This is a genomic window from Exiguobacterium sp. s138 (genome assembly GCF_018618775.1).
Classification (GTDB): Bacteria; Bacillota; Bacilli; order Exiguobacteriales; family Exiguobacteriaceae; genus Exiguobacterium_A; species Exiguobacterium_A artemiae.
In genome coordinates this window covers 474,312-497,684 of the sequence record NZ_JACSMW010000002.1, presented here as the reverse complement: position 1 = coordinate 497,684, position 23,373 = coordinate 474,312, and the positions used below count along the sequence as shown (strand labels likewise).

Here is a 23,373-nt window from a genome sequence, read left to right as displayed (position 1 = left end):
GGTGACATAATACAATTATCGTTCACTATCAAATAATTCAATCGCCCGTTTTTTCTCTCGATCACCAATATGGGCATAAACCTGGGTCGTTGCGACTGATTCGTGACCGAGCAACTGTTGAATCGTCAAGACATCGACCCCGCCGGTCGCGAGGCGCGTTGCGAATGTATGCCGTAATTTGTGCGGCGTGATCTGTTTCCGTTCCAAAAACGGCAAAACCGGACGCAAGCGGTCGACGTGCCGCTTTAAGATATGTTGGACCGCCCGGGGGCTCAGTGCTTTTCCTTGCTTCTGAAAAATCGGTTCAGGTCCCCGCATCGTCAAACTGTAATGCGCCGCAAATTTTCGCAGAGCGACCCGGACCGGTTTCGCGAGCGGGATGACACGTTCTTTGTTGCCTTTCCCGATGACGCGAATCGTCCCTTCATGGAAATCGACGGCATTCCAGGTCAATTGTGTCATTTCGCTGAGCCGCATCCCGCTGTACCCGAGCAGCTGAAACAACGTGATATCCCGGACGCGATCCCGCTCATAATGCGTGGCTTCCCGGGCATTCATCTCGACGTTCGACGGCAACAGCTGCATGAGTTCGTCCCATTCGCGTTTCGTTAAGTAAACCGGATCCCGTTTCGCCTGTTTCGGACGATTGATTTTCGCGACCGGATTTTCCGACAGCACGCCGATATCAATCAAATGCCGGAATAACGACTGCAAGGCCGATAGTTTCCGGTTGATGACACTCGGGGCATTTTGTTTCGTTAACGCTAAGTATTCCGCATAAGCGGCAATCCCGGACCCGTCAATTTCAAGAAACGCTTCTTGCGTGATATCCCGCGCCTGAATTGCTTCTCCCGATGCTTCCGCAACGAACTGGAAAAACGAATCAAAATCGTAGACATACCGCCGCATCGTTGCTTTCGAGAAATTTTTTGAAGCCAAGTGATCGATATAGGACCGGATGAAGTCCGGCATCCGGACATACCCCGGCAGATCCATCGTATGGGCGGGAAGGGGTATCGGTTTTACTGTTTTTCCTAGGTTTTTAAACAAACTCATCATTCTATCCCCTCTCTGTCATGAGTATACCAAACGTTGGTAGACCGTACACTAGTTTGCGTGAAATAGTTATTTCACGCAACGTTAAATTGTCAGACAGGGAGCGCTCAGTTGCATCGAAAACTGCGCAGACGGATAACCATTCGACTCGTTGCAAATCAGCATCTCATCGTTATAACTGCAATAAAAGACAATAATAATATTATGTAAACTGTTAAAACGATTATTTTCCGCAGAAAACCATTTCGCTCTCAGTTGCATCGAAATTCATTCCTACGGGTAGTTGGTCGTCTCGTTTTCGTACAGAGCGTTTTTAGTTTTTACGTATTTGAATCGTTCCTTTCTCCAGTTGGAAGGCTTAATCCAAATCGAATCGGGTATATAGTCTAAGACTATCCTGTATTTAACACGAGGGGGACATAACATGATTTCAGATCAACAAGCACGTAAATTGTTAAAAGATGCAAAACGCATTGCGGTCGTTGGTGTTTCGAGCGACTCCGGCAAAACGGCCAACTGGATTGCGGACTACCTGGTCCAACACGGTTACGAAGTCATTCCGGTCAATCCGACGTTAAATGAATGGAACGGGCAGAAAGTCTATCCGAGTGTCGCCAGCATCCCGGGACACATCGATATCGTCGATGTCTTCCGCCGTTCGGAATTTCTGGCGGACGTCGCAAAAGATGCCGTCGCACACGGTGACGTCGGCATGATTTGGAACCAGCTTGGATTATCGAGTGTCGAAGCGGAAAGTTTAGCACTCGGGGCCGGCATTCCATACATCGAAAATCGTTGCATTAAAATTGAACACCAGTACTTGTAATCGTGATCCGGCAAGACATCTACTCCTTGACAGTAGGTGTCTTTTTTTCTTGTTTTCTAGATTATCCTTGTCAGATAGCAAGAAGATGCCTACAATTAGATACAGACTACTGGAAAAACGAACGAACGTTTGGAATATTCGGCGTTTTTCTATTTGAGGTGAAAAACATGGCGACAGATTTAAATAATTATAATGATGATGCCATACAGGTGCTCGAAGGACTCGAAGCAGTCCGGAAGCGCCCGGGTATGTATATCGGCTCGACCGATCATCGCGGACTCCACCATTTGGTGTATGAGATCGTTGATAATGCGATTGATGAGGCACTGGCCGGATTCGGGGAACAGATTGATGTCATCATCCATAAAGATAACGCAATTACCGTCCGCGACCATGGACGCGGTATGCCGACCGGGATGCACGCTTCCGGAAAACCGACGGCAGAAGTCATCTTCACGGTGCTTCATGCCGGCGGTAAATTTGGTCAAGGCGGTTATAAAACATCGGGCGGACTGCACGGTGTCGGGGCATCTGTTGTCAACGCCCTGTCGACGCAGTTAAAAGTCACGATTTACCGCGACGGGAAACAGTTTGAGCAAACGTTCGAAGACGGGGGAATTCCGAAAACGACCTTGCTCGAAACGGGAACGACCCGCCAAAAAGGAACAAGCGTCTACTTTAAACCGGACGGAAAAATCTTCAGCACGCTGACATACAATTACGATACGTTAGCGGAACGCCTGCGTGAATCAGCCTTCCTGTTGAAAGGATTGAAAATCACACTGACCGACGAACGGTCGGACAAAGCGGACACGTTCCAATACGAAGACGGAGTCAGCGAATTCGTCGGCTATTTGAACGACGACAAAGATACGTTACATCCGACAGTCGCCTTTGAAGGTACGGAAAATGACATCGAAGTCGATATCGCGTTCCAGTTCACGGATGCCTATTCGGAAAACGTCCTGTCGTTCGTCAACAACGTCCGGACACGGGACGGCGGAACACATGAAGTCGGTGCCAAAACAGCGATGACTCGGGTGATGAACGAGTATGCCCGTAAAAACACACTGCTCAAGGAAAAAGATAAAAACCTCGACGGCAACGATATCCGCGAAGGATTAACGATGATCGTGTCGATCCGAATTCCGGAAGAATTCCTACAATTTGAAGGGCAGACGAAATCAAAACTCGGTTCACCGGAAGCCCGGACGAGCTGTGACGCCGTCATTACACGCCGCTTGTCGACGTATCTCGAGGAAAACCCGCAAACAGCGACCCTTCTGATCAAAAAAGCGATCCGCGCCGCTCAGGCCCGGGAAGCAGCGCGTAAAGCCCGCGAAGAAGCCCGGAACGGCAAGAAAAAGAAACGTTCGAGCATCCTGAACGGGAAGCTGACACCTGCCGCGTCAAAAAACGCCGAGAAAAACGAATTATTCCTCGTCGAGGGGGATTCTGCCGGTGGTTCAGCGAAACAAGGACGCAACCGGACGTTCCAAGCGATTTTACCGTTACGCGGGAAAGTCCTGAACACGGAAAAAGCGAAGCTCGCGGATATCATGAAAAATGAAGAGATCAATATGATCATCCACGCAATCGGGAGCGGCGTCGGAGCAGACTTTGACCTGTCCGATTGCAACTTCGACAAAGTCATCATCATGACGGATGCCGATACGGACGGGGCGCATATCCAAGTCTTGTTATTGACGTTCTTCTTCCGTTACATGCGTCCGTTGATCGATGCCGGAAAAGTTTTCGTCGCTCTGCCGCCGCTCTACCGCGTCTCGAAAGGGAAGGGAAAATCCGAGAAGTTCGAGTACGTCTGGGACGAAGAAACCCTTGCCAAAACAACGAAAAAGTTCGGAAAAGGGTATATGATCCAGCGCTACAAAGGACTGGGTGAGATGAATGCACCACAACTTTGGGAAACGACGATGGATCCCGAGACGCGGACGTTGATTCGTGTCACGATCGATGATGCAGCTGTCGCTGAAAAACGTGTATCTGTCCTGATGGGCGATAACGTCGGACACCGCCGAAGCTGGATTGAAGACAATGTAGCGTTTGGGCTGACGGAAGACCTCTCGATCATTGAAAATGAACATGTGACGAAAGAGAGTGTGAACTGATATGTCTAACCTACAAAACATCCTCAACCTGTCCCTCGAGCAAGTCGTCGGGGACCGGTTCGGACGTTATTCGAAATACATCATCCAAGACCGGGCCTTACCGGACGCGCGTGACGGATTAAAACCGGTTCAACGCCGTATCTTGTATGCAATGCATACGGAAGGCAACCTGTTTGACCGCGCTTACCGGAAGTCTGCCAAGACAGTCGGTGTCGTCATCGGTAACTACCACCCGCACGGCGATTCGTCGGTCTATGAAGCGATGGTCCGGTTGAGTCAGGAGTGGAAACTCCGGTATCCGTTAATTGACATGCAGGGGAATAACGGCTCGATCGACGGCGACAGTGCGGCTGCGATGCGATATACGGAAGCCCGTTTATCGAAAGTATCGAGCCTGATTCTCGAAGGCATCAATAAACAGACTGTTGATTACACGTTGAACTTTGATGATACGACGGAAGAACCGCTCGTCTTGCCGTCCCTCTTGCCGAACCTGCTGATGAACGGTTCGACGGGGATTTCGGCCGGTTATGCGACGGAAATTCCGCCGCATCATGCCGGTGAAGTGTTGGACGCGGCAATCGGTCGAATTTCAGGAACGGTTCATACTGTCGATGACTTACTGACGCATATGCAAGGTCCCGATTTCCCGACCGGCGGTGTCGTCCAAGGTCTTGACGGCATCAAAAAAGCGTTTGAAACCGGCCGCGGCAAAGTCATCATCCGGTCGCGGGCAACGATTGAAACATTACGCGGCGGACGCCAGCAAATCATCATCACGGAACTGCCCTACGAAGTCAACAAAGCAAACCTTGTCAAACGGATGGAAGAACTCCGCCTGGACCGCAAAGTCGAAGGGGTCGCGGAAGTCCGCGACGAGACGGACCGCGACGGTCTTCGTGTCGTCATCGAGCTGAAAAAAGAAGCGGATGCAGAAGGGGTGCTTCACTTTTACCTGAAGCAGACCGACCTGCAAATCGCCTATAACTACAATATGGTCGCGATCCACGAGCGGACACCGCGTCAGATGGGTGTTCTCGCGTTACTCGACGCGTATCTCAGTCACGTCAAGGATGTCGTCATCCGCCGGACAACGTTTGATCTCGAGCAGGCGAAACGCCGCCAGGAGGTCGTTTCGGCCCTGATGACGGCGATTTCCGTCCTTGATGAAACACTCGCTTTGATCCGGTCGGCCTCCAACAAATCGGAAGCGAAAGACAAGTTGATTGAACGGTTCAGTTTCACCGACCGCCAAGCGGAAGCTGTCGTCATGCTTCAGTTGTACCGGTTAACGAACACCGATATCGTTGAATTGCAGGAAGAAGCGGCGAAACTTGAAAAAGAAATCGCCCGCCTTGAAAAAATCCTGAACGACGAAAAAACACGGAACCGGTTGATCATTAAAGAATTAACCGTTCTGAAAGAGCAAGTCGCGGACAAGCGGCGTTCGACGATCGAAGCGGAAGTCGAAGAGCTGAAACTGAAGACGGAAGTCATGATCGCCGTCGAAGAAACCATGGTCTTTGTCTCGAAAAACGGCTATATCAAGCGCTCTTCGATGCGTTCGTTCGGAGCAACCAACGATTTACCCGAGATGAAGGAGCAGGATCGTCTGTTGTATCAAGGACAGGCGATGACGACCGACCACTTGATCGTCTGGACGGTTCAAGGGAATTATCTCCTGATTCCGGTCCACCAGTTGCCGGACACGAAATGGAAAGACGGCGGACAACACGTCGCCAATCTCGTACCGCTCGAGCCGGGCGACCGGATTTTATCGGTCGATCTCGTCCGGACGTTTGACGAGACATCACACTGTCTGTTCGTCACGCGCCAAGGAATGGTCAAACGCTCGAAGCTGAGCGATTACAATGCGCAGCGGAAGTCTAAACCGCTCCAGGGCGTCCGTTTACGGGCGGATGACGAAGTTCTGTACGCCAAGATTTCAACCGGACAGGAACAACTCTTCTTGACGACCCAGCATGGTTTCGGCCTTTGGTTCACGGAAGAAGATGTCCCGGTCGTCGGTGTCCGGGCAGCGGGTGTAAAAGCAATCAATCTGCGCGATCAGGACGTCGTTGCCGGTGCGATTGGCTTTAAACAGCCACCGAATATCGTCTTGCTGACGCAACGCGGTGCGTTGAAGAAAATGCGCCTTGCGGATCAGTTCCAAGTCTCGAATCGTGCCTTACGCGGTACGCAATTATTGCGCGATTTAAAATCAAAACCGCATCAAGTGGCCGCCTTGATTGACGTCACACAAGCAAAAGAACTGATTTTGATCGGAAAAGAACAGGAAAAGACGATGCAAGTCCCATCCTTGTCCTTCCTCGATCGGTTATCAAACGGTTCGTTTGCCTATGACGAAGAAAAATTCGGCCCACTTCTTGATTGGTATACCGTTTGATGGTCAGATGCCCCTCATTTTTAAAGAGGGGTGTCTTTTTTTAGGTTATTTTAGGTTAGATGGTGTTTCGTCGCTCCTTCCTGTTCGTTTCTAGCTTTCTGACGCCTGTTTTGACCGCTTTTTCAGACTTTTCTTCGAATTATCGCCAAATCACCCGTTTACAAATTGAAACGACTGCCGATAACCGCTACAATAAAAGAAAATGGTCAGGCAAGATTACCACGAAGTATGTGGAGCGGGCAGTTCGGAGCTTTAGCTTATAGGATTCGTTTCATCAAGCAGCTACGGACATGTTCCTCGGCTGCTTTTGTGCCATCTGCCAACTGGAGAGGTGATGACGATGAAATTCAGAAGACGCGAAAAAGTAGCAATCTATATCACACGGGAGCAACCAGAGGGATGGGAACTACTTGTTTTTCATCCGCAATCCGCTCCAGACAGTGATTGGCAAATTCCTGCCGGCACCATCGAGGATGCTGAAATCGCCAAGGAAGCGGCAGTTCGGGAAACACTCGAGGAAAGCGGTTTATCGCTTGCGACCGTTCAGTACGTAGGTGAAGAAGAAATGCGTTATCCGGAACGAATGCGGGTGCATTACACGTATTTCTATCATGCTCATATCGAATGTCAGGAAAACCGATGGACGCATTGTGTCGCTGGTGACGGTCAAGATTGCGGTGATTTTTTCCATTTTGCCTGGTTACCGCTTGAACGAATCACGCAACTCGAACGCCGGCATCATATTTTCTTGGATCGTTTGATGAGCCGCTTGGAACGAACACATCATTACGATTGTCGGAAACACGGTTAATCCCGTGTTTTTTTGTTTTGTCTCACTATCTTAAGTTTACCTGACTTATGAGACAATAATTATTAACTATTGATAATATATGTTATGTTAACTTAAAGAAAAAAATAAAAATTATTTGGTTGGTCTTTGATTTTCTACGCTTCCCTGTTACTCTAAATACAGTAACATATCTATTGTTACCTCTTAACCGGTAACAATTGCTAAGTAACCGTACATTCGGTAACAAGGAGGATTTTTTTATGCAAGCTGTTGCGGTTTCCTTTGATATTCAAAACTCCCGGAGCTATTCGAGTAAAGAACAGTTGTTAACCGATCTGCATCAATTAGCGGATCAGTTGAACGATGCATTTCCGGCGGCGCTCGTACCGTTTCAAATTAAGTCCGGTGACAGTCTGCTTGGTGTGTTTAACGAGTATGCCGTCAGTTATCCGCTCATGCTGATGCTGCTGAATCAGCCGTTAGACGGTTATATCGGGATTGGATTCGGCCAATATGAGACGCTGTCGACGACGCATGCCGACGAAGCCAACGGCAGTGCCGTTATTTTCGCTTTTGAAGCCCAGGACGCCGCCAAACAGACGGCCAACCGGATTGCTTTTGCCGGGCCGCCCTATTTGCCGACCGCCCTGCTGAACGGTTATATCGAGATGTTATACCCGGCGTATTTCGGTAAAACAGACCGCCAAATCGAATTACACCGGCTGATGGATCAACATCCGGAGGCCACTTACGAAGAAATCGGCTTACAAATGGGATTTCATGAAAAAGATGCGCGCATGAATGTTGCGAAACTTGTTGCCCGCTCCCAACGTAAACAACGTAAACGCCTGGAAAAGGCATTCGTCGATGCTTTAAACCAATTGCAGGTCTGGGAGGCGATCGGATGACTTTACTCTTAAGTCTGCTCCTCGTCCATCTGTTGGCGGATTTTCCGTTCCAAAGTCAACGGATGGCAAAATTGAAACAGCGGCAACTCCGGGTATTACTTGGACATATGACGGTACATAGCATCGGGACAGCTGTTGTCCTCGGCATCTTTTATACGTGGGGTGATTTGAGTGGCGCGACTGCCTGGATCATCGGAGGTGTCATCATCGGGACACATGTCTTGCTGGACGGCTCGCCGTTCAAACGTCTTTTACATCCGGCGCTCGCATTTTGGATTGATCAACTGCTCCATCTTGCGATTCTGACAGGGATTGTCATCTATTTGACACCCGTTGATTGGCCGACAACGTTTCCGCTGCTGGACCAGGTCTTATGGGTCAGCGTCTGGGGTTTGATTGCGACGGAATTGATCGGCCGCGGGATTGCCCCGCTGCTTGCACCCTTCGCTCCCCGTCTGATTGAGTCACATTTTGAACGGAAAGTGACGCGGAAAGAACAACTGGACGGTCTGAAACGGTCCGTTACGCATGAAGTCGAAGATTCCGCCCGGAGTTACACGACGGAAATCAACGGTGTCGGCCGCTACATCGGACTCGTCGAACGCGCCATCATCGTTTGCCTCGTAGCAGTAAACGCAACAGGAGCCATCGGATTCATCATCGCTTTAAAAGCGTTGGCCCGATTTAAACAGTTTGATGACCGCCGATTTGCGGAATACTATATCATCGGCAGTTTACTGAGCATTCTTGCTGCCTTACTGTGCGGAATGGTGATCCGCCTTGCCTTTTAACGACAGCAAGACGATAGATTGAGATACAGAAAGAGAGGTGGACGGTCTCTTAAGGTAAGGAACCGTCGTAAAATCATGAAACAGATTGGATTAGTCAGACACCACCGGGTGACGGAAGGTTACCCGACCAAAGGCTGGATCAGTGCAGCCGACATCGAAGCCTGGATTGAGCGTTATGATGTCTCGACCATCGATGTCCAACCCGTTGAACTCGGAAATATCGACTGGACGATCTGTTACGCCAGCAGTATGCCGCGAGCCGTTCAAACGGCGGAAAGCGTCTATGGGAAAGACATCATCGTGACGGATCTGTTACGGGAAGTCCCATTCCCGACGATCCGTTCACGGATTCGTCTCCCCTTCCTTGCCTGGGCACTGATTGGACGGCTTGTCGCGCCATTCAGTAAACGAATTCAGGCGGAAATCAAAGATGCCAACGAGCGGATTGCGGTACTCCTGAATCAATTGACGTTTGAACAACAAGAACATGAACGGGTTTTGCTCGTCGGACACGGCGGGATGATGATTCTGATGCGGACCGCCTTGAAAAAACGCGGATATGTCGGTCCCCGCTTCGGTCATCCACGCAACGGTATGTTGTATTTGTTTGAGAAACGGGAGGGCTAGGTATGAAATGGGGTTCCGTTCTACTGCTTGCGCTCTGTCTGATTGTCATCTTTTATATGACACGCGACGACGAGCCGTTACCTGGTGATCGTCCGGGATCGTCTACTGTCATTCACGTCTACGGCTTTGATGTCGGTCAGGGCGACAGTACCTTGATTCAGACGAAAAACGAAACGATTTTGATCGACGGCGGGAATAACGGCAAAGGAGACGATGTCGTCCGCTACCTGAAGAACCTGGGTATCACCCGTCTGACAGCGGTCATCGCAACACATCCGGATGCAGACCATATCGGCGGGCTCGATACGATTCTCGATGCCCTGCCTGTCGATCAAGTTTACGCACCACGCGTCAATCACACGACAGAAACCTACCGGGACTTCCTGCTCGCCGTCAAACGGCAAGGGATCACCATTAAAACAGCTAAAGCCGGTGTTTCGATTCCAAGTGACGAAGTGAAACTGAACTTACTCGCCCCGCTCCGCGACGGCACCCGTGATTTAAACAGCTGGAGTACGGTCCTGCAACTCGTTCATGGCGATACTACCTTTCTCTTCATGGGAGACGCTCCGATTCGGACGGAACAGGACTTACTCGAATCCGGAGTGGATTTAAAAGCTGATGTGTTAAAAGTCGGGCATCACGGTGCGGATACCTCGTCCTCGATTCCTTTTTTACAGGCAGTCCACCCTTCCCGCGCCTTGATTTCAGCGGGCGAAGGTAATGCATACGGTCATCCGCGGCCGACCGTCATGAATGCGCTCGCGGCGGAAAGCATCCATGTCGACCGGACGGACCGGATGGGCACCGTTCAATACACGTCGGACGGGCAGACGATTCAGGTCAAAAGCCGGACCGACTTAAGTCCCGAGTAAAGGAGAGGATACACGATGAAAATGACCGTCACGGAATTTGACGGGGACCAGGCGATTTGTGAGACGGAAAATCGTGAAACAGTGCAAGTCCCCCGCTCGCGTCTGCCTCATGCTGCGACGATCGGCGACTGGCTCGAATGGCGCGGTCGTTCGATCCGGATTCTCCGGGAGGAAACGCAGAACCGTCGGCAGGAAATTGATGATTTGATGAATGAACTGTTTGAAGACTAAAACTCCGTTCCTTGGCCTGTCAGTGGTCAAGGATTTTTTTATTCACCTTTGTTTTTCCAATAATAAACAGCAAATCTAAAAAATCGACTTAAATCACTAGCAGTTTTTTCTGAATTTTCGTAAACTTTAGGAATACGAAACAAAAAGGGGGATTTATCCATGTTCCAACAATTACGAACGAACTTAAAGCAAGCGGTCCTCGGACAAGAACATGTCATAGATCATCTTCTGATCGGACTGTTGTCGGAAGGTCACGTTCTGCTTGAGGATCGGCCGGGTACCGGAAAAACGACACTCGCCAAATCACTGGCCAACACACTCGATGCCAAATTTTCCCGTATCCAATGTACCGCGGATACGTTACCGACCGATCTGCTTGGAATGGAATTGTTTAATCCATTAACCGGTTCATTCGAACAACGGTTTGGTCCGCTGTTCGCAAATATCGTCCTTGTCGACGAAATCAACCGGACGACGCCGCGTACACAGTCCGCCCTGCTCGAAGCGATGGGGGAAGCTCAGGTGACGATCGGAGATACCTCTTATACGTTACCGCAACATTTTCTAGTCATCGCGACCCAAAATCCGTTTGACGGTCAGGGGACGTTTCCCCTCCCTCATGCGCAACTCGACCGCTTTTTGTTCAAACTGTCGTTTGCTCCGCTCGATCGACAGGTCGAAAAAGCCTTGTTACAGGGGGCTCACTTACAACCGAGTCCATTCCAGGTACCGCTTGAGCAGTTGAATACCTGGAAACAGGAAGTCCAGGCGGTCACGATTGAAGATGCCGTCGAAGATTACCTGCTTGACGTCTGTGATGCCTTACGGGCGCACCGGGACGTTGAGATCGGTCCAAGTCCTCGCGCTACCTTGGCGCTTCTACAAGCGGCAAGAGCGCGAGCCTGGATGCACGACCGGACATACGTGACACCGGAAGACATTAAGCAGTTGGCAAATCCGTTGCTTGCCCACCGGCTCGTCCTGACACTTGAAGCGACATTAAAGATGACGAATGGTCGCTTGGTCCAGCAGATTTTGGAGTCATTGACTGTTCCGACCGAGGTGTAATATGCAATTGATTACACCGAAGTCCTTTCATCCGATGATTTTATTTTGGATTGCCGTTGCGGCCGGTATTTGTACACTGTACGGTTCGATCCTGATTGCGACATTGCTCGTCGCTTACACGTTGTACGGGTATCTCTTGCCGAAGTACCTGGAATACCTCGGAGAACGTCTGAGCGTCCGGCTCGTCGAAACCGTCCGAGCGTTCCGTGACGATCCACTCGCCATTCCATTCGAAATTCATAATCCGACACGGTTTGCTCTTGGGAAGGTGACCGTGTCCGGTCTTCTCGGGGAACAGGTCCGGATTGAGGACGCCAGCAGTCAGTTTTGGCGGCAACATGTCTATGTGCCGCGTCAGGCTCATGTGCCGTTTCAAATCGATGTCACGGCAGCCAAACGGGGAACGATTCGGATCCAGTCGTTTGATATCATGATTTCTGATCCGTTTCATCTGATGACACTGTACTTGACGTTACCGATTCAACAGCTTGGTCATGTCTTCCCTGATTTCGCACCGGCCTCCGTCGAATGGAATGAACGCCAAATTCCTGGCGAGACGATTGACCGGTCGAGTCCGTTTACGGACCGCTCGAGCTTTCATTCGGTCGTCCCTTACGCGGGCGATGCGAAGACGATTTACTGGTCTGCTTATGCCAAGACGGGGGAACTGTATTCCTATCAGTATGACCGGATGCGTAATCATGACTATGCCGTCATCATTGACGGACTGTCGGCCGACGGTTTGGCTTTACGCGGCGACTTTGAAAAATTGCTCTCCCGGGCGGCAACGATTATCCGCGAACTGGAAAAACAAGGCGCCTCATACAGCCTCTGGATTTCAATGGTCAACCGGGACGGACAGTGGTATCACGTACCTTCCGGGAAAGGAAAAGAACAATTCTTGCGGACGATAGAATGTCTCGCCCGGATTTCAGAATATGATTTACCGCTCGAACGCCGTTACTTCACAAAACGGCTTCAACGGACCGTCCCGTCGACGACAGCCGAAATTCATCTCGGGCACCGCCATAAGGGGGTGAGCGCATGATCATCTGGTGGATTCTCGTCATCAGCTTGTTGCAAGCCCCGCTCATCATTCTGATTTTCCCGTTGCTCGCCGTTATTCCGGCGCGCCCAATCCGAATCGGCGTTCAACTGGCGGCAGCTGTTGCTTTTCTTTTGATTTCTCCGCTGATCAGTATCCTGCTGTTACTTGCGATTGCACTCAGCGCATGGCTCGAGACCGTCGATTACCCGTATAAATTTGCCGTCAGTGCGACGGTTCTGACCGGACTGTGTTTACTGTTACCTGGATTCCACCCTCCGCTCGGTGCGTATCTTCTGCTTGGTCTCGTCTGGGGCATTCCCTTCCTCAGGCAGCACTTGATTGAATGGCGCCGGATTGTCGCAGGTATCTCGTTGTTTCTGGGTGCCAGTCTGGTCCTCGTCACCTTAATCCGGCTGCTGAAAGAAGCGCTGTTCGGTTCTGTCGCGAACCTGACCCGTCCGGCACTTGAGGCGTTCGGTTCCCTCTTCACCTGGACATTACCGCTCGCAGAACAGATCGATCAAAAAACGAAAGCCGACAGTACATCCGGGTTATCAGACATCGCCCCGCAAGAAAGTCTAAAAGCGGCCGGCATGAGTTCCGATACGCTGTTTTATTTGAACATGACAGGAATTATCCTGGCGCTTCTCGCCGTCGGTCTCACGTTCTACCTGATTCGTAAACGCCGGGTCGTGGCAACGGAGGCTGAACCGGTCGCCCGGATGACCGTGCCGAAGCAGGCAGCGCCTGTCAAAAAACACAGCCAGCATCCGCTTCTGAAAATCGCCTCGCAACTCGAACAGGCTTTCCCGCGACGCCATGACGAGACGACCGTCGAATGGCTGACACGGATTGAATTTCCGGAAGCTGTTGCCCATGCACGGCTTCTCGACGGCATTGAATTCAGCCGCAGCGAGCCGGCGTACGATCTTCAACTGTTCCGGAAATATGTCCGCGAACAAATCGAACGCTGAATCCAAAAAGAAGGTGCTCCGATATCGGAACACCTTCTCAGACTGAAGACAAAGTAGTGGTTCTTCTCGATAAAGAGAAAAACCACTACTTTGTCTTCAGTCTGAACAGACCTTCAAGAGGTCTGTTCCAGGTATAAAAAGATTTAAACAAATGTAAGCAGTTATGTTCATCTAGCTACTCATGTCGTAAGAGTATGATATGAAATATCCTGACTGATTTTGTTTATAAGACAACGTATTAATAGTCACTTAATACATTGTCAACTTTTAATTAACAATATCATATTCGTTTAAAATATTTTCATATGCAGGGTCATTTAAAATTTCTTCAGAATTTTTATTTGCTTCATTGATTATTTGTGTTCTTTCTTTAAAACTTAATTGATTCAAGAACTGAGATTCTGTCATTCCGTTTGGAAAACTCATATTGTTTTGATTTATTCCTTCTTGAATTGCTTCTGTTTTAAGATTTGTTTTAGATAAAGATTGATATGTAACACTAGAATTAGATGACTTAGTCGGCAAGTTTTTATTATCTGCATAGTTGATTCCTATTTTTATACTTTTTTGGTCGTTTGGATCATCGAAATAAGACTTATACCAATTTACATTTGAAGTTTTACATTTAATTTGCACTGCACCTGCTGCTACTAAAAGTACTTTCGGCTGAAATCCACCAAACCGTCCAACATATCCAAAATGCATATTCCCTAAATCTTCACCTTTCATCACTCTTCCACCGAATACATATCTGTCATTTACTCCATACGCATGCTTGTAATCCCAAGGACCTCTACTATTAACCTTTCCAGTGAAATAGTATCCCGTGCCTATAGGATATGTTTTATCGGATATTGTATATTGATAAAGTGATGCGGCATTCTTTAACATTTTTGAGGAAAACGATGCCGTCACATCCCCACCAGGATTAATTGCACTGTATGTACCTACAGGATCATCATTTACATCAGAGTCTTCGGCCTTTACCAAGTGTTGAGAAGATGATGTAATTAAAAAATACATAGATAAACTAATCATTATTTTTCTTTTCAAAATAAAACTCCCCTTCCATCCTCAAATATTATAGGATTAAATTGACTTGAGATAGATTTAAATTAATTTTTTAGGGATATCTTTTTTTGAATATCTCTTTAGAAAGGAGCGTTTATGAAAAAAATACGCTGGTTATTATATACTATTACATTTTTGTTATTTTTATTTATTTATAATTCTTTTTTTAATTATGATTTTTTTAAATTTATTTCATCTATTTTTTCAACAGCACCTATACATCTTGGTCTCGCTTTCAGCTTTATTACTTGTTTGTGTTCAATATTATTATTAATAAAAGTAAGTTCATTCAATGATAAAAAAGCAACTATTGGGATGTTAGTTACCCTTATAATTAACTTAGCATTCTTATTCGTAACAGGAATAGTGGATTTGATCGGCTCTTTATTCTCTTAAATTATTATGAAGACTAGGTACAAAACATAGGCTGAAATGGATAATGTTCATTCAGCACGTAATTAAAAAAATCGATATGTATCTGTAAGTAAGATACTAAACAAGACCATTTGTCGTTTAACGCTTCATTCCTTTCCTTTCCTCGCAAGGATTAGAAGAACTTAGAAATATCTCGCACCAATCAGTGACTCGTATCTCTACCGTTCCGGCAGGTGCATAGCAGTGTAATGCCTTACATCAGTCAGAAAGCTTTTCAATCGTCTCTTTTTAAGAGAGATAAAAGCTTACAGAAAGTAAACTACTCAAAGATAGCAAAAGATATTAAAGCTATATAGGTACACATAGTTATTCCCCAATTTCTTCAATAACATCTAGCATCTTCCGTGAATCCACATGAGCTGAAAACAAACCTTCTATGGCCCGCAGTGGATTAATCTACTGCGGGCCACCTCTTTCCTTATTCAAACGGCATACTCTTGTGAATCGGGCATTGTATCAAAAACGACAGGAGACCATCGAACGTGTCTTCGCAGATGCAAAAGAAAAGCATGGCATGCGTTGGGCCCGATATCGTGGTCTGAAAAAAACAACGCTACAAGCGATGCTTACTTTTAGTGCCTTGAACCTCAAAAAATTGGCGAACTGGTTATGGGATTCCGGTGGGAATCCTTGTTTTTCATACTATTTTATACGACTACATAAGACAAACCCTCATTTCAACGTTGAAATGAGGGTTTGTCTACAATCTGAAAAGGTGCTCCGATTTCTTTTTCTTATTTAGAATCAATTTTAGACGCTTTACGCGCTATGATAACAATAAAGACGATGGCAGCAACCGGAAGCACGAGTGGCATCCAGTCCAGGATATACTGTGTATTCATCGTATCCCCTCCTCCAAGACATGCTGGTACTCTACACGTAGCATATTCCAAAAGACGGGACCATGCAAGCGTCGTCAGATCCGCGGCAACATCGAGTAGATGACGGAATAATAGATCAAGACACTGGTCGAGACACTATAGACTAACAATATGTAGGGTGCGAATTTCGGCTGAGCATGCCGTTTCAGCACTTTCAGTGAAAACATCGTGATTCCTGATGCAAATAAAGGACTAAAGCCGAAGACCACAAGATCCATGGACATTAAAAGCTCTGTACTAAAGAGTAGATTAAAGGCGAAAATCGATAATAAATACCAAGACGTGTAGGATAAACAGATGAAAAAGAGGTATGACACGCCCGCAATAACGCTTCCCATCCGTGGTTTTTCCATATGTTGCATGATGCCCCTCCTGTAACAAAAATAAGATATCCTTAATGGTAATCGGAAAAAGTTCTTAAAAATATTCAAATATGAATATACGACAAAAAACGACAAAAAAAGATCTTCTGCTCCCTTCAGCAAAAAATCTTCTCTGTTCGTTTTAGACACTTTCATTCATCTGTGGACTGACCGGAACACCTGCTTGATACACCTTGGCAAGCTCCAACACTTTATTCTTGAAGGCCTCCCGGCAAAGAGCCGGCTCCAAAATCTCCGCTTGCTCCGCAAACTGAATCAACCACATCATGAAACCTTGGGAAAACAGCGCTCCGACCTTGACCTCAAACCAGTCCCCTTCGAGACGCCGGCAACGAATGTCCGTCCCGAACCGGTCGACGACAGTCGGCATGACGCTCTCATGGAACTTTAACGTCAACTGTTCCTGTTCGCCACCGTACATATTGAACATACTGCTCAAATAAGTGGCTTCGACCTCGACCGGTGTCTGGGCCGGCTCAAAGACACTGCAATTAACGATTCGATCCACGCGGTAGGTCCGGATCTCTTCGACCCGTTCATCCCGTCCAATCAAGTAGTAGTTCCCGTTATCGACGATCAGATGAGCCGGCGTGACGAGATAGTAATCCCCGTCGCGACGCAACTCGAACTTTCGGGTCCGTTCGTTAAATTTGCCCTGATATTGAAAATTGATGATGTCCTGTTCGATGATCGCTTTTTGGATGGTATCAATCGAAAACGGGATGACGCCTTTCGGTTTCTTGACGGTATGTATGACCGGCGTCAACGTTTTTGCCAGACGTTTACTCGTTAACGTATGAATATTACGGACCAGAACCTCCGTTTCACTCTCAGAGATGAACTTGGCGCTGGCAATCGCATCCACGAGTAATCGTAAATGATGGTATTCGAACGGACGGCTGACCAGATGATACGGAATCGCAAGACCGTTTTTGGTTTCTTCCGCATGAATATCGAATCCTGATTTAGCCAAAGCAGCAATGTCCTCTTTTAAGGACTTTCGGGACAGCTTTTCAATCAGTCCTCTTTTCGACAGTTCGGTACTCAATTCTTCTAATGTCAACGTCTGTTCTTCATCTGAATACTGCTCAAAAATGTCTCGAACGGCTAACAACCGATCCCGATTGGATAATTTTTCATTTGGCACGGGGCATCCTCATTTCCTATCCATAAGATGTTTGATTATACTTGGATTATACCTCAAAAAGAAATTAAGAATAACAATAATATGGAAATATTTAAGAGATAGGAGAATTTGGATGCAACACATTGCTGATTGGGAAGGTTACCGATTTGATTACCGGGACAGCGGAACCGGTCCCGTCATTTTACTGATTCATGGGACACAATCCGATTACCGGGAAGTCTATCACGTCGAACGATTAATCGAAGCCGGCTACAGGATCATCGTCCCATCTCGTCCTGGATATGGAAAAACGCCGCTCCGTGTCGCCTCGTCGCCCGGCGAGTTAGCGGCTTTTTACCGGAGATGGCTGGCTTCTCGTCACCTCGAACGTTACACCGTATACGGCATTTCTGCCGGCGGACCGACCGCGATTGCTTTGGCGAGCGGTAATCCAGCTGTCAGTTCGCTCGTACTAGCCTGTGCGATGACACACCAGATTTCACTTCCTTATCAGGACTGGCTTGTCCAACCGCTCCTTCAGCGTCCGCTGCAACTCGTGCAATGGATCCTGTGGCATTACGTGAAAGATAAATTGGTTAAGTTTCCACAGGAAGCATCCGTTCGGATGGTTGAAATGACGAGTCTGTTGCAGCGGGACGAGATCCGCCGTCAATTAAATGGAGCCGACCAGCAATTGTTGTATCAAGTCGGATTGCAGAACGGACCGGGCCGGGGGGTGTTGTTTGACTTGACGCAACAGATTGATCGTCCGCTCCTGCAGGCCATCCGTTGTCCGGTGCTGATCGTTCACTCTAAAGCGGACCGGGCCGTCCCGTTCGAACATGCCCTTTACGCCCGGCGTGCCATTGCGCATGCCCAGTTCATCGAGTCGGCGAGCCCTGGTCACCTGATTTGGATCGGCCCGTCTGCGCGTCGCGACGAACGAATGATTGAACGCTTTATCGCCTTAAATCACTTGTAGGCGGACACGGAGGTTCAGCTTTTCGTTTTCTTCCTCAATGGAGATGATTCCCCGCGCCGTCAGTTCTTCGATTGCCAAGCGGGTCCGTTCCAAATTAAAGCGGGCATACCGGGCAATCTCCGCTATGCCCATTCGGCAGGACAGCTGATTCGCCTTGATTTTCGACGACGGTTTGGCGACGGAACGTTGCAACAGACGCCAAAAGACTTGCCGGGCATCATCCGACAGCGCATATGCATTTTTTTCGATGACTGGCGGGACGTACCGGATGTCCTCCCGGATGCGCCGGATGAGGTAGAGACTCAACCAGTATTCCACGTCCGCCTGAATCCGGAAAAATTCAAACCACCATAACTGATCGAGCGCTTCCGCTTCATCTTGCCGTAATGCCCAGGATGCCGGAATGTCGTCAAACTCTTCATCGAGAAAGTCTTCGTAGTCCAACGCAGTTTCATATAAGACCTGGGGCGGGATCCGGTCAAGCGTCTCCCGTTTTTGATATAAATCAAAACTCATCCGCCGGAAGTGTTCGACAGACCCGGCGACTTGACTGAGTTGCATCAACTGTTTCGTGATGAGACGGGCAAGTCCGTCCAGTTCGAGCTGAACGGCATATAAGTGTTTTTCAAGAGCAATCAATGTACTTCGTTCCATCAGACAGTTCCTCCTCTGTTCGTGGCATACTTCTAGTCTTTTAGTCTTTTTCCGCAAATCGGACATTCAAAACCATCTTCTGTTTGTCTCCCGGTACCGGATGACTTGTTCTTCCTGAAGCGGGTTTATCTCCCAAATAAATCGGGAATATTTTTGATGCAGTGGTCTAAACGATTCAATCGGAGGTGGAACAACGTGTTACAGTCCAAAAAGCGCACGGAGCGGAAGTGGAGACAACGCACGACACGTAATCATATCCTGCAATTGGAACACTTGTACAAAGCACATCCTGTCCGAACGACGACACAAACCAAAATGGTTTTTTCCAAACTGTTGGAAGATGCTATTCGAAGCGGGCGGTCCGTGACGGTCCGTTATCTGGATCAGGGAAACGAAACCACGTTGACCGGATCGGTTACGGCTCTTTTTCATGCCGGCGGTCTCATTAAAATCAAGACCTCGACCGGCTTACGACGTCATATCTCGTCTGACACAATAATGGACGTCCGTGAATCCATCACATAAAAATCCGGTTATCCAAAAATCTTCTTATACATGCAGACAAGGGGGACGGATCTGAATCCGTCCCCCTTGTCTATTGAAAAACTGACCGGCTTGTCAGTTCCTGATTTCATGGACACCCCTTATTTTTTATCTAGCTTGACATTTTGGTCAGCCGGCAAGGTTGTCGTCGTTTCTTCCTCTTCGAGCTTTGGTACACCTGCTCCGTACTCTGTTGTCTCGTCTTCGACATAAGAGGCGGCAAACGCCGGATTCAGCAGATCGGATTTTGAGCCCACGATGACGATCCGGCCGTGTCGGACTTCCTCTTCCAAATCTTCAGCTACATCTTTCGTCATACCGAGCTCCGACAACTGGGCAATCCGGTCTTTCCGGTTGCTGCGGACGGTCGACATCAATGTCTCGAAAAATGATTTTTTAGTTACACGATACGCTAACGTCTGCGTGTCGTTGGCAATCCGTTCCGCCAACTCTTCATCCTTCGCAAAAATGTAAATTTGTTTATTCGAATAACCGCTTGACTTCAAGCTCGTCACTTCTGCGTCGACGGCTGTCATGTTCCGTACGATTCTAGTTTCAATCATCTTGTTTCCTCTCCTTCATGCGAGCCGACTTTCTACTCTCGATATAAAGTTATTCCCGAAACATAATGAATAAAACATGAATCGCCAAAACGTATCAACCGGTTTTTCGCAAACGGACCGCCGGACGCCGTTTCAATACTAACGTCAGCCCGACCACCAGACATAACAAGATTTGCGGTATCATCGTTTCGTACGTCGGATAAAAACCGATCCAGGAAACGGTTGGCAGGTAGGAAACGGCATGAATCGGCACGATGCCTGTCAGTTGTAACGCATGCAGACTGGCGCCTAAGATTTTAAAGGCCATAAGATAAATCAATCCGGTCGCCGCTAAAAAGAGCCGGTTGATCGGTAGACGCACCCCGAAATAAATAACCGCGAGTGAACAGATACCGACCAGTCCGATCGCTAAAATGATTCCCCCGGCCAAAGCAGTTGTCGTCATCGCTGGTGCCATCCCGACATAAAACAGCAGTGTCTCGGCCCCTTCCCGGAAAATCGTCAAAAAGCTGACGGCGAATAAGGACCGTCCCGCAAGATTTGTTGCCAGTCCGGTTTGCCGTGAAGCAACAACCGTTTTCGAATGTAACCAGGAACCGACGAGCAGCATCATCAATACCGCGGCCAGTCCGGTCCATCCTTCAATCTGCTCCCGACCGACAGCAGCAAGTGCCGTCGAAAAGAATTGTTGAATCACGAGCGCCAGTGCTCCGCTAGCAAGTAATCCGAACAGTGCGCCGCTCCAAATCATTCGTTCTCCCGTCACCTTGGCTTTTCGAGTGAAAGCGACCAGTGCACTGATGATCAGCAATGCTTCGAGCCCTTCCCGTAACATGACGAGCATCGCATCGACAAAAGAATACGTCGTTTTCTGCGCCAAGACCTGAAGTGACGTGATGATCGGTGCCAAATCGGTCCGGGTGGCGTCAACCGTCGACTCGTCTAAACGTGACAACAGCACCGGCACTTCCGATTCGATCGTCGTATATAAAGAACTGCTCCGGGTCCGGACCTCCCCTTCCCCGCTCGGCCATCGTTCGATGAATGCCGTCAGCGTCTTCTGCGCCGCCGGGACGTTCCCGGCAGCGAGTTGCTGATCGGTCTGTTTCAGCAAGGCTGTCAGTTCGGACAATCCTGTCTGTTCCGCCGCTTGAACGGTATCACCTTGCAGGAAAGAACGGATGCTTGCGTCAAACTGATCGAGTGCTGCATTCAGCTCCGGCTGATCAAAATTTTCCCGCGCCAAAGCGATTCGGATGGCAGACAACCCCATCTCGACTTGACCGTAATGACCGATGCTTGTTTCCCGGACGACGGTCTCGCGGTCCGTCCACGCCTGCAGTAATTCGGATTGCAGCTGCTGACATTCAGGCATCGTCGTAGCCTGCCGGAGCTGTTTCGTCCAGCCGAACAACTCTGTTAAGCGTTTTTTAGCCGCAGGATCTGTTTTCGGCTGATCTGTTTCCTCCAGCGTCCGGACGGCTGTCGACAGTTCCGTCAAGCGTTGTCTGATCTCCGGGAGGGCGGTTTGTTTCTGAACTTCTGTCAACCGATGTTGAATGACCTTTTGTTCGGCAGAAGCCGGCAGGCGGTCAATCTGTTTTTCAAGTGTGTTCAAAGTCGTCCCGAGCGTACTCCGGTCGTTGTCATTGACTGCTGACAACGCTTGACCAATCGAGACGTACAGCGCATCTGTCTCGGAATCCGCGTGGACAACCGGACTGACGATTGCCGTGAAGAGGAACAGTGCCAGGAACACGTTAAGCAAAGAGCGCATCACCGATGTAGCCTCCTTTTTGAATCCCGCCGAAACAGGCGAAAAGAGCACTGCCGCGGTGGGTAATGTATTCATTTAAACGATCGGACGCCGCTAAACGCCGCTGAATCGTGATGAACTGTTCCGGTGACCGCTGGTACGATAAAAACAACAAGCCGGCATCGAGTGCCCCGGTTGTTTCATTGATGCCCGCCTGATAGGAGTAGGAGCGGCGTAACAACTGTGCTTCACCTGATCCGTGCGCGACCGCCGTATGCGAATCTTTCGGAAGTGAGGCTTCCCCGCGTGCCGTTCGTTTACTTGGCGTCACGGATGCAAATTCGTCTTTTGAACCGAGTGGTGCGCCGGATGCCCGGTCCCGGCCGAAGGTGCGCTCCTGTTCTTTCAAAATCGTCCGGTCCCAGACTTCAAGATGCATCTGAATCCGGCGGACGACAAGAAAACTGCCGTTTGTCATCCATGGTGAGCCGTCCTGCCACTGATAAAAGAGGTGTTTATTCCGAATAGCAGGCTGCGAGACATCCGGATTTCCGGTTCCATCCTTGAATCCAAACAGATTCCGTGGTGTCCCTCCTGTTGCATCCGCTGCTTTTGACCGTTGGAAACCGGTCTGGGTCCAGCGGATTTTGACGACGCCCCGACCGATTCGGGTCAAGTTCCGCAACGCATGAAACACGACTTGTTGATCGTCGGCACAAATCTGAACGACAAGATCTCCGCCCGCCCATTTCGGGTCGAGCTGATCAAGATCAAAAGCCGGCAACTCCCGGAGCAGATTCGGACGCTTATGACCGATTTCGAACCGGTCGTCCGCAAACAGACCGTGTCCGCAACCGAACGTAAACGTCAGATGGCTCGCTGACAGCCCTTCCGCCTCCCCCGTATCTTCCGGCGGGACGTACAGACTGTCCGAGTCACCGAGCGGCAAGCCAGCGGTTAGCCGGGCGCATGCCCGTGTCCAGCGTTTCAAGAGGTCAATCAATTCATCGCGTCGTGTCGTCTGGACATCAAAGGCGACGATCTGGACATGATTTTGGGGCGGTGTCAGGATACCCGCCTGATACTTGCCGTAGAACGGGACCTGATCCGTCGCTTCGGCGGTCAAGGCACGCGGTAACCACCGTTCGAGCCCGCTCGCGTAAAGCGCAGCTCCGAGTCCGGTCAGTCCGGCAACTTTCAGGACGTCACGCCGTGTAACGCCCGCTTCTAAAGTAGTTCGTGTCATCGA

22 protein-coding genes and 1 pseudogene are annotated in these 23,373 nt (G+C 49.0%); 15 read left to right on the top strand and 8 right to left on the bottom strand.

Annotated elements, in window-relative coordinates; translation table 11 throughout:
• Positions 1-15 precede the first annotated feature (15 nt).
• Positions 16-1,056 carry a tyrosine-type recombinase/integrase gene (locus KNP91_RS06405; protein ID WP_251135914.1) on the bottom strand — a complete coding sequence of 347 codons (1,041 nt, stop codon included), beginning with the start codon at positions 1,054-1,056 and terminating at the stop codon, positions 16-18.
• A gap of 424 nt (positions 1,057-1,480) precedes the next feature.
• Between KNP91_RS06405 and KNP91_RS06400 the strand changes: the two genes are divergently transcribed.
• The 12 genes from KNP91_RS06400 (at position 1,481) to KNP91_RS06345 (ending at position 13,730) form a co-directional block, all read left to right on the top strand.
• Positions 1,481-1,882 (top strand): CoA-binding protein, encoded by a 402-nt coding sequence (locus KNP91_RS06400; RefSeq protein ID WP_012370464.1) that lies wholly within the window; start codon positions 1,481-1,483, stop codon positions 1,880-1,882.
• A 167-nt stretch (positions 1,883-2,049) separates the two neighbouring features.
• On the top strand, positions 2,050-4,011 hold the full coding sequence (parE, locus tag KNP91_RS06395; protein WP_012370465.1) for a DNA topoisomerase IV subunit B: 1,962 nt from the start codon (positions 2,050-2,052) through the stop codon (positions 4,009-4,011).
• 1 nt (position 4,012) lies between these two features.
• Positions 4,013-6,418, top strand: a complete 2,406-nt coding sequence (gene parC, locus KNP91_RS06390; protein ID WP_214849220.1) for a DNA topoisomerase IV subunit A — start codon at positions 4,013-4,015, stop codon at positions 6,416-6,418.
• A 340-nt stretch (positions 6,419-6,758) separates the two neighbouring features.
• On the top strand, positions 6,759-7,229 hold the full coding sequence (locus KNP91_RS06385; protein WP_233494529.1) for an NUDIX domain-containing protein: 471 nt from the start codon (positions 6,759-6,761) through the stop codon (positions 7,227-7,229).
• A gap of 239 nt (positions 7,230-7,468) precedes the next feature.
• Positions 7,469-8,116: a hypothetical protein gene (locus KNP91_RS06380; RefSeq protein ID WP_012370468.1), complete on the top strand. Its 648-nt coding sequence runs from the start codon at positions 7,469-7,471 to the stop codon at positions 8,114-8,116.
• A complete protein-coding gene (locus KNP91_RS06375) occupies positions 8,113-8,907 on the top strand; it encodes a DUF3307 domain-containing protein (RefSeq protein WP_214849216.1) in 795 nt (264 codons plus the stop codon). Before KNP91_RS06380 ends, KNP91_RS06375 begins: the two co-directional genes overlap by 4 nt.
• Before the next feature lie 75 nt (positions 8,908-8,982).
• Positions 8,983-9,534 (top strand): histidine phosphatase family protein, encoded by a 552-nt coding sequence (locus KNP91_RS06370; RefSeq protein ID WP_012370470.1) that lies wholly within the window; start codon positions 8,983-8,985, stop codon positions 9,532-9,534.
• A 2-nt stretch (positions 9,535-9,536) separates the two neighbouring features.
• Entirely contained in the window at positions 9,537-10,409 is an 873-nt protein-coding gene (locus tag KNP91_RS06365; RefSeq protein WP_214764738.1) for a ComEC/Rec2 family competence protein, read from the top strand.
• Between the two features lie 15 nt (positions 10,410-10,424).
• On the top strand, positions 10,425-10,640 hold the full coding sequence (locus KNP91_RS06360) for a DUF3006 domain-containing protein (RefSeq protein WP_012370472.1): 216 nt from the start codon (positions 10,425-10,427) through the stop codon (positions 10,638-10,640).
• Between the two features lie 159 nt (positions 10,641-10,799).
• Positions 10,800-11,708: an AAA family ATPase gene (locus KNP91_RS06355; protein WP_012370473.1), complete on the top strand. Its 909-nt coding sequence runs from the start codon at positions 10,800-10,802 to the stop codon at positions 11,706-11,708.
• Position 11,709: 1 nt separating this feature from the next.
• The gene (locus KNP91_RS06350) at positions 11,710-12,756 is read left to right on the top strand and encodes a DUF58 domain-containing protein (RefSeq protein WP_214849214.1); all 1,047 of its coding nucleotides are present in this window, start codon (positions 11,710-11,712) and stop codon (positions 12,754-12,756) included.
• Positions 12,753-13,730 (top strand): hypothetical protein, encoded by a 978-nt coding sequence (locus KNP91_RS06345; RefSeq protein WP_214764737.1) that lies wholly within the window; start codon positions 12,753-12,755, stop codon positions 13,728-13,730. The genes KNP91_RS06350 and KNP91_RS06345 overlap by 4 nt, the downstream gene beginning before the upstream one ends.
• 267 nt (positions 13,731-13,997) lie before the next feature.
• Here KNP91_RS06345 and KNP91_RS06340 read toward each other — a convergent pair whose 3' ends face one another.
• Positions 13,998-14,783 carry a polymorphic toxin type 44 domain-containing protein gene (locus KNP91_RS06340; RefSeq protein WP_052294386.1) on the bottom strand — a complete coding sequence of 262 codons (786 nt, stop codon included), beginning with the start codon at positions 14,781-14,783 and terminating at the stop codon, positions 13,998-14,000.
• Positions 14,784-15,687: 904 nt separating this feature from the next.
• On the opposite strand from KNP91_RS06340, the pseudogene KNP91_RS15700 reads away from it, so the two are divergent.
• Positions 15,688-15,978, top strand: a pseudogene (locus KNP91_RS15700) (transposase); the annotation flags it as partial.
• A 174-nt stretch (positions 15,979-16,152) separates the two neighbouring features.
• Here KNP91_RS15700 and KNP91_RS06330 read toward each other — a convergent pair.
• Together KNP91_RS06330 and KNP91_RS06325 are read right to left on the bottom strand one after the other, a co-directional pair.
• Positions 16,153-16,479 (bottom strand): hypothetical protein, encoded by a 327-nt coding sequence (locus tag KNP91_RS06330; RefSeq protein ID WP_214849210.1) that lies wholly within the window; start codon positions 16,477-16,479, stop codon positions 16,153-16,155.
• Positions 16,480-16,621: 142 nt separating this feature from the next.
• Positions 16,622-17,647, bottom strand: a complete 1,026-nt coding sequence (locus KNP91_RS06325) for a helix-turn-helix transcriptional regulator (RefSeq protein ID WP_214767023.1) — start codon at positions 17,645-17,647, stop codon at positions 16,622-16,624.
• 112 nt (positions 17,648-17,759) lie between these two features.
• On the opposite strand from KNP91_RS06325, the gene KNP91_RS06320 reads away from it, so the two are divergent.
• Positions 17,760-18,608 (top strand): alpha/beta fold hydrolase, encoded by an 849-nt coding sequence (locus tag KNP91_RS06320; RefSeq protein ID WP_214849206.1) that lies wholly within the window; start codon positions 17,760-17,762, stop codon positions 18,606-18,608.
• Here the strand turns inward: KNP91_RS06320 and KNP91_RS06315 are convergent.
• Positions 18,594-19,262 carry a hypothetical protein gene (locus KNP91_RS06315; RefSeq protein WP_012370482.1) on the bottom strand — a complete coding sequence of 223 codons (669 nt, stop codon included), beginning with the start codon at positions 19,260-19,262 and terminating at the stop codon, positions 18,594-18,596. The genes KNP91_RS06320 and KNP91_RS06315 overlap by 15 nt on opposite strands.
• A 195-nt stretch (positions 19,263-19,457) precedes the next feature.
• Between KNP91_RS06315 and KNP91_RS15790 the strand changes: the two genes are divergently transcribed.
• Positions 19,458-19,787 (top strand): YolD-like family protein, encoded by a 330-nt coding sequence (locus tag KNP91_RS15790; RefSeq protein WP_214849204.1) that lies wholly within the window; start codon positions 19,458-19,460, stop codon positions 19,785-19,787.
• Positions 19,788-19,906: 119 nt separating this feature from the next.
• On the opposite strand, the gene KNP91_RS06305 is transcribed toward KNP91_RS15790, so the two are convergent.
• From KNP91_RS06305 to efeB, 3 genes are all read right to left on the bottom strand, one after another.
• Positions 19,907-20,368, bottom strand: coding sequence for a YflT domain-containing protein (locus tag KNP91_RS06305; RefSeq protein WP_114595719.1), 462 nt, complete (start codon positions 20,366-20,368; stop codon positions 19,907-19,909).
• A gap of 94 nt (positions 20,369-20,462) precedes the next feature.
• Entirely contained in the window at positions 20,463-22,145 is a 1,683-nt protein-coding gene (locus KNP91_RS06300) for an FTR1 family iron permease (RefSeq protein ID WP_214849422.1), read from the bottom strand.
• The gene (gene efeB, locus KNP91_RS06295) at positions 22,129-23,370 is read right to left on the bottom strand and encodes an iron uptake transporter deferrochelatase/peroxidase subunit (protein ID WP_214849203.1); all 1,242 of its coding nucleotides are present in this window, start codon (positions 23,368-23,370) and stop codon (positions 22,129-22,131) included. Before efeB ends, KNP91_RS06300 begins: the two co-directional genes overlap by 17 nt.
• Positions 23,371-23,373: the final 3 nt, after the last annotated feature.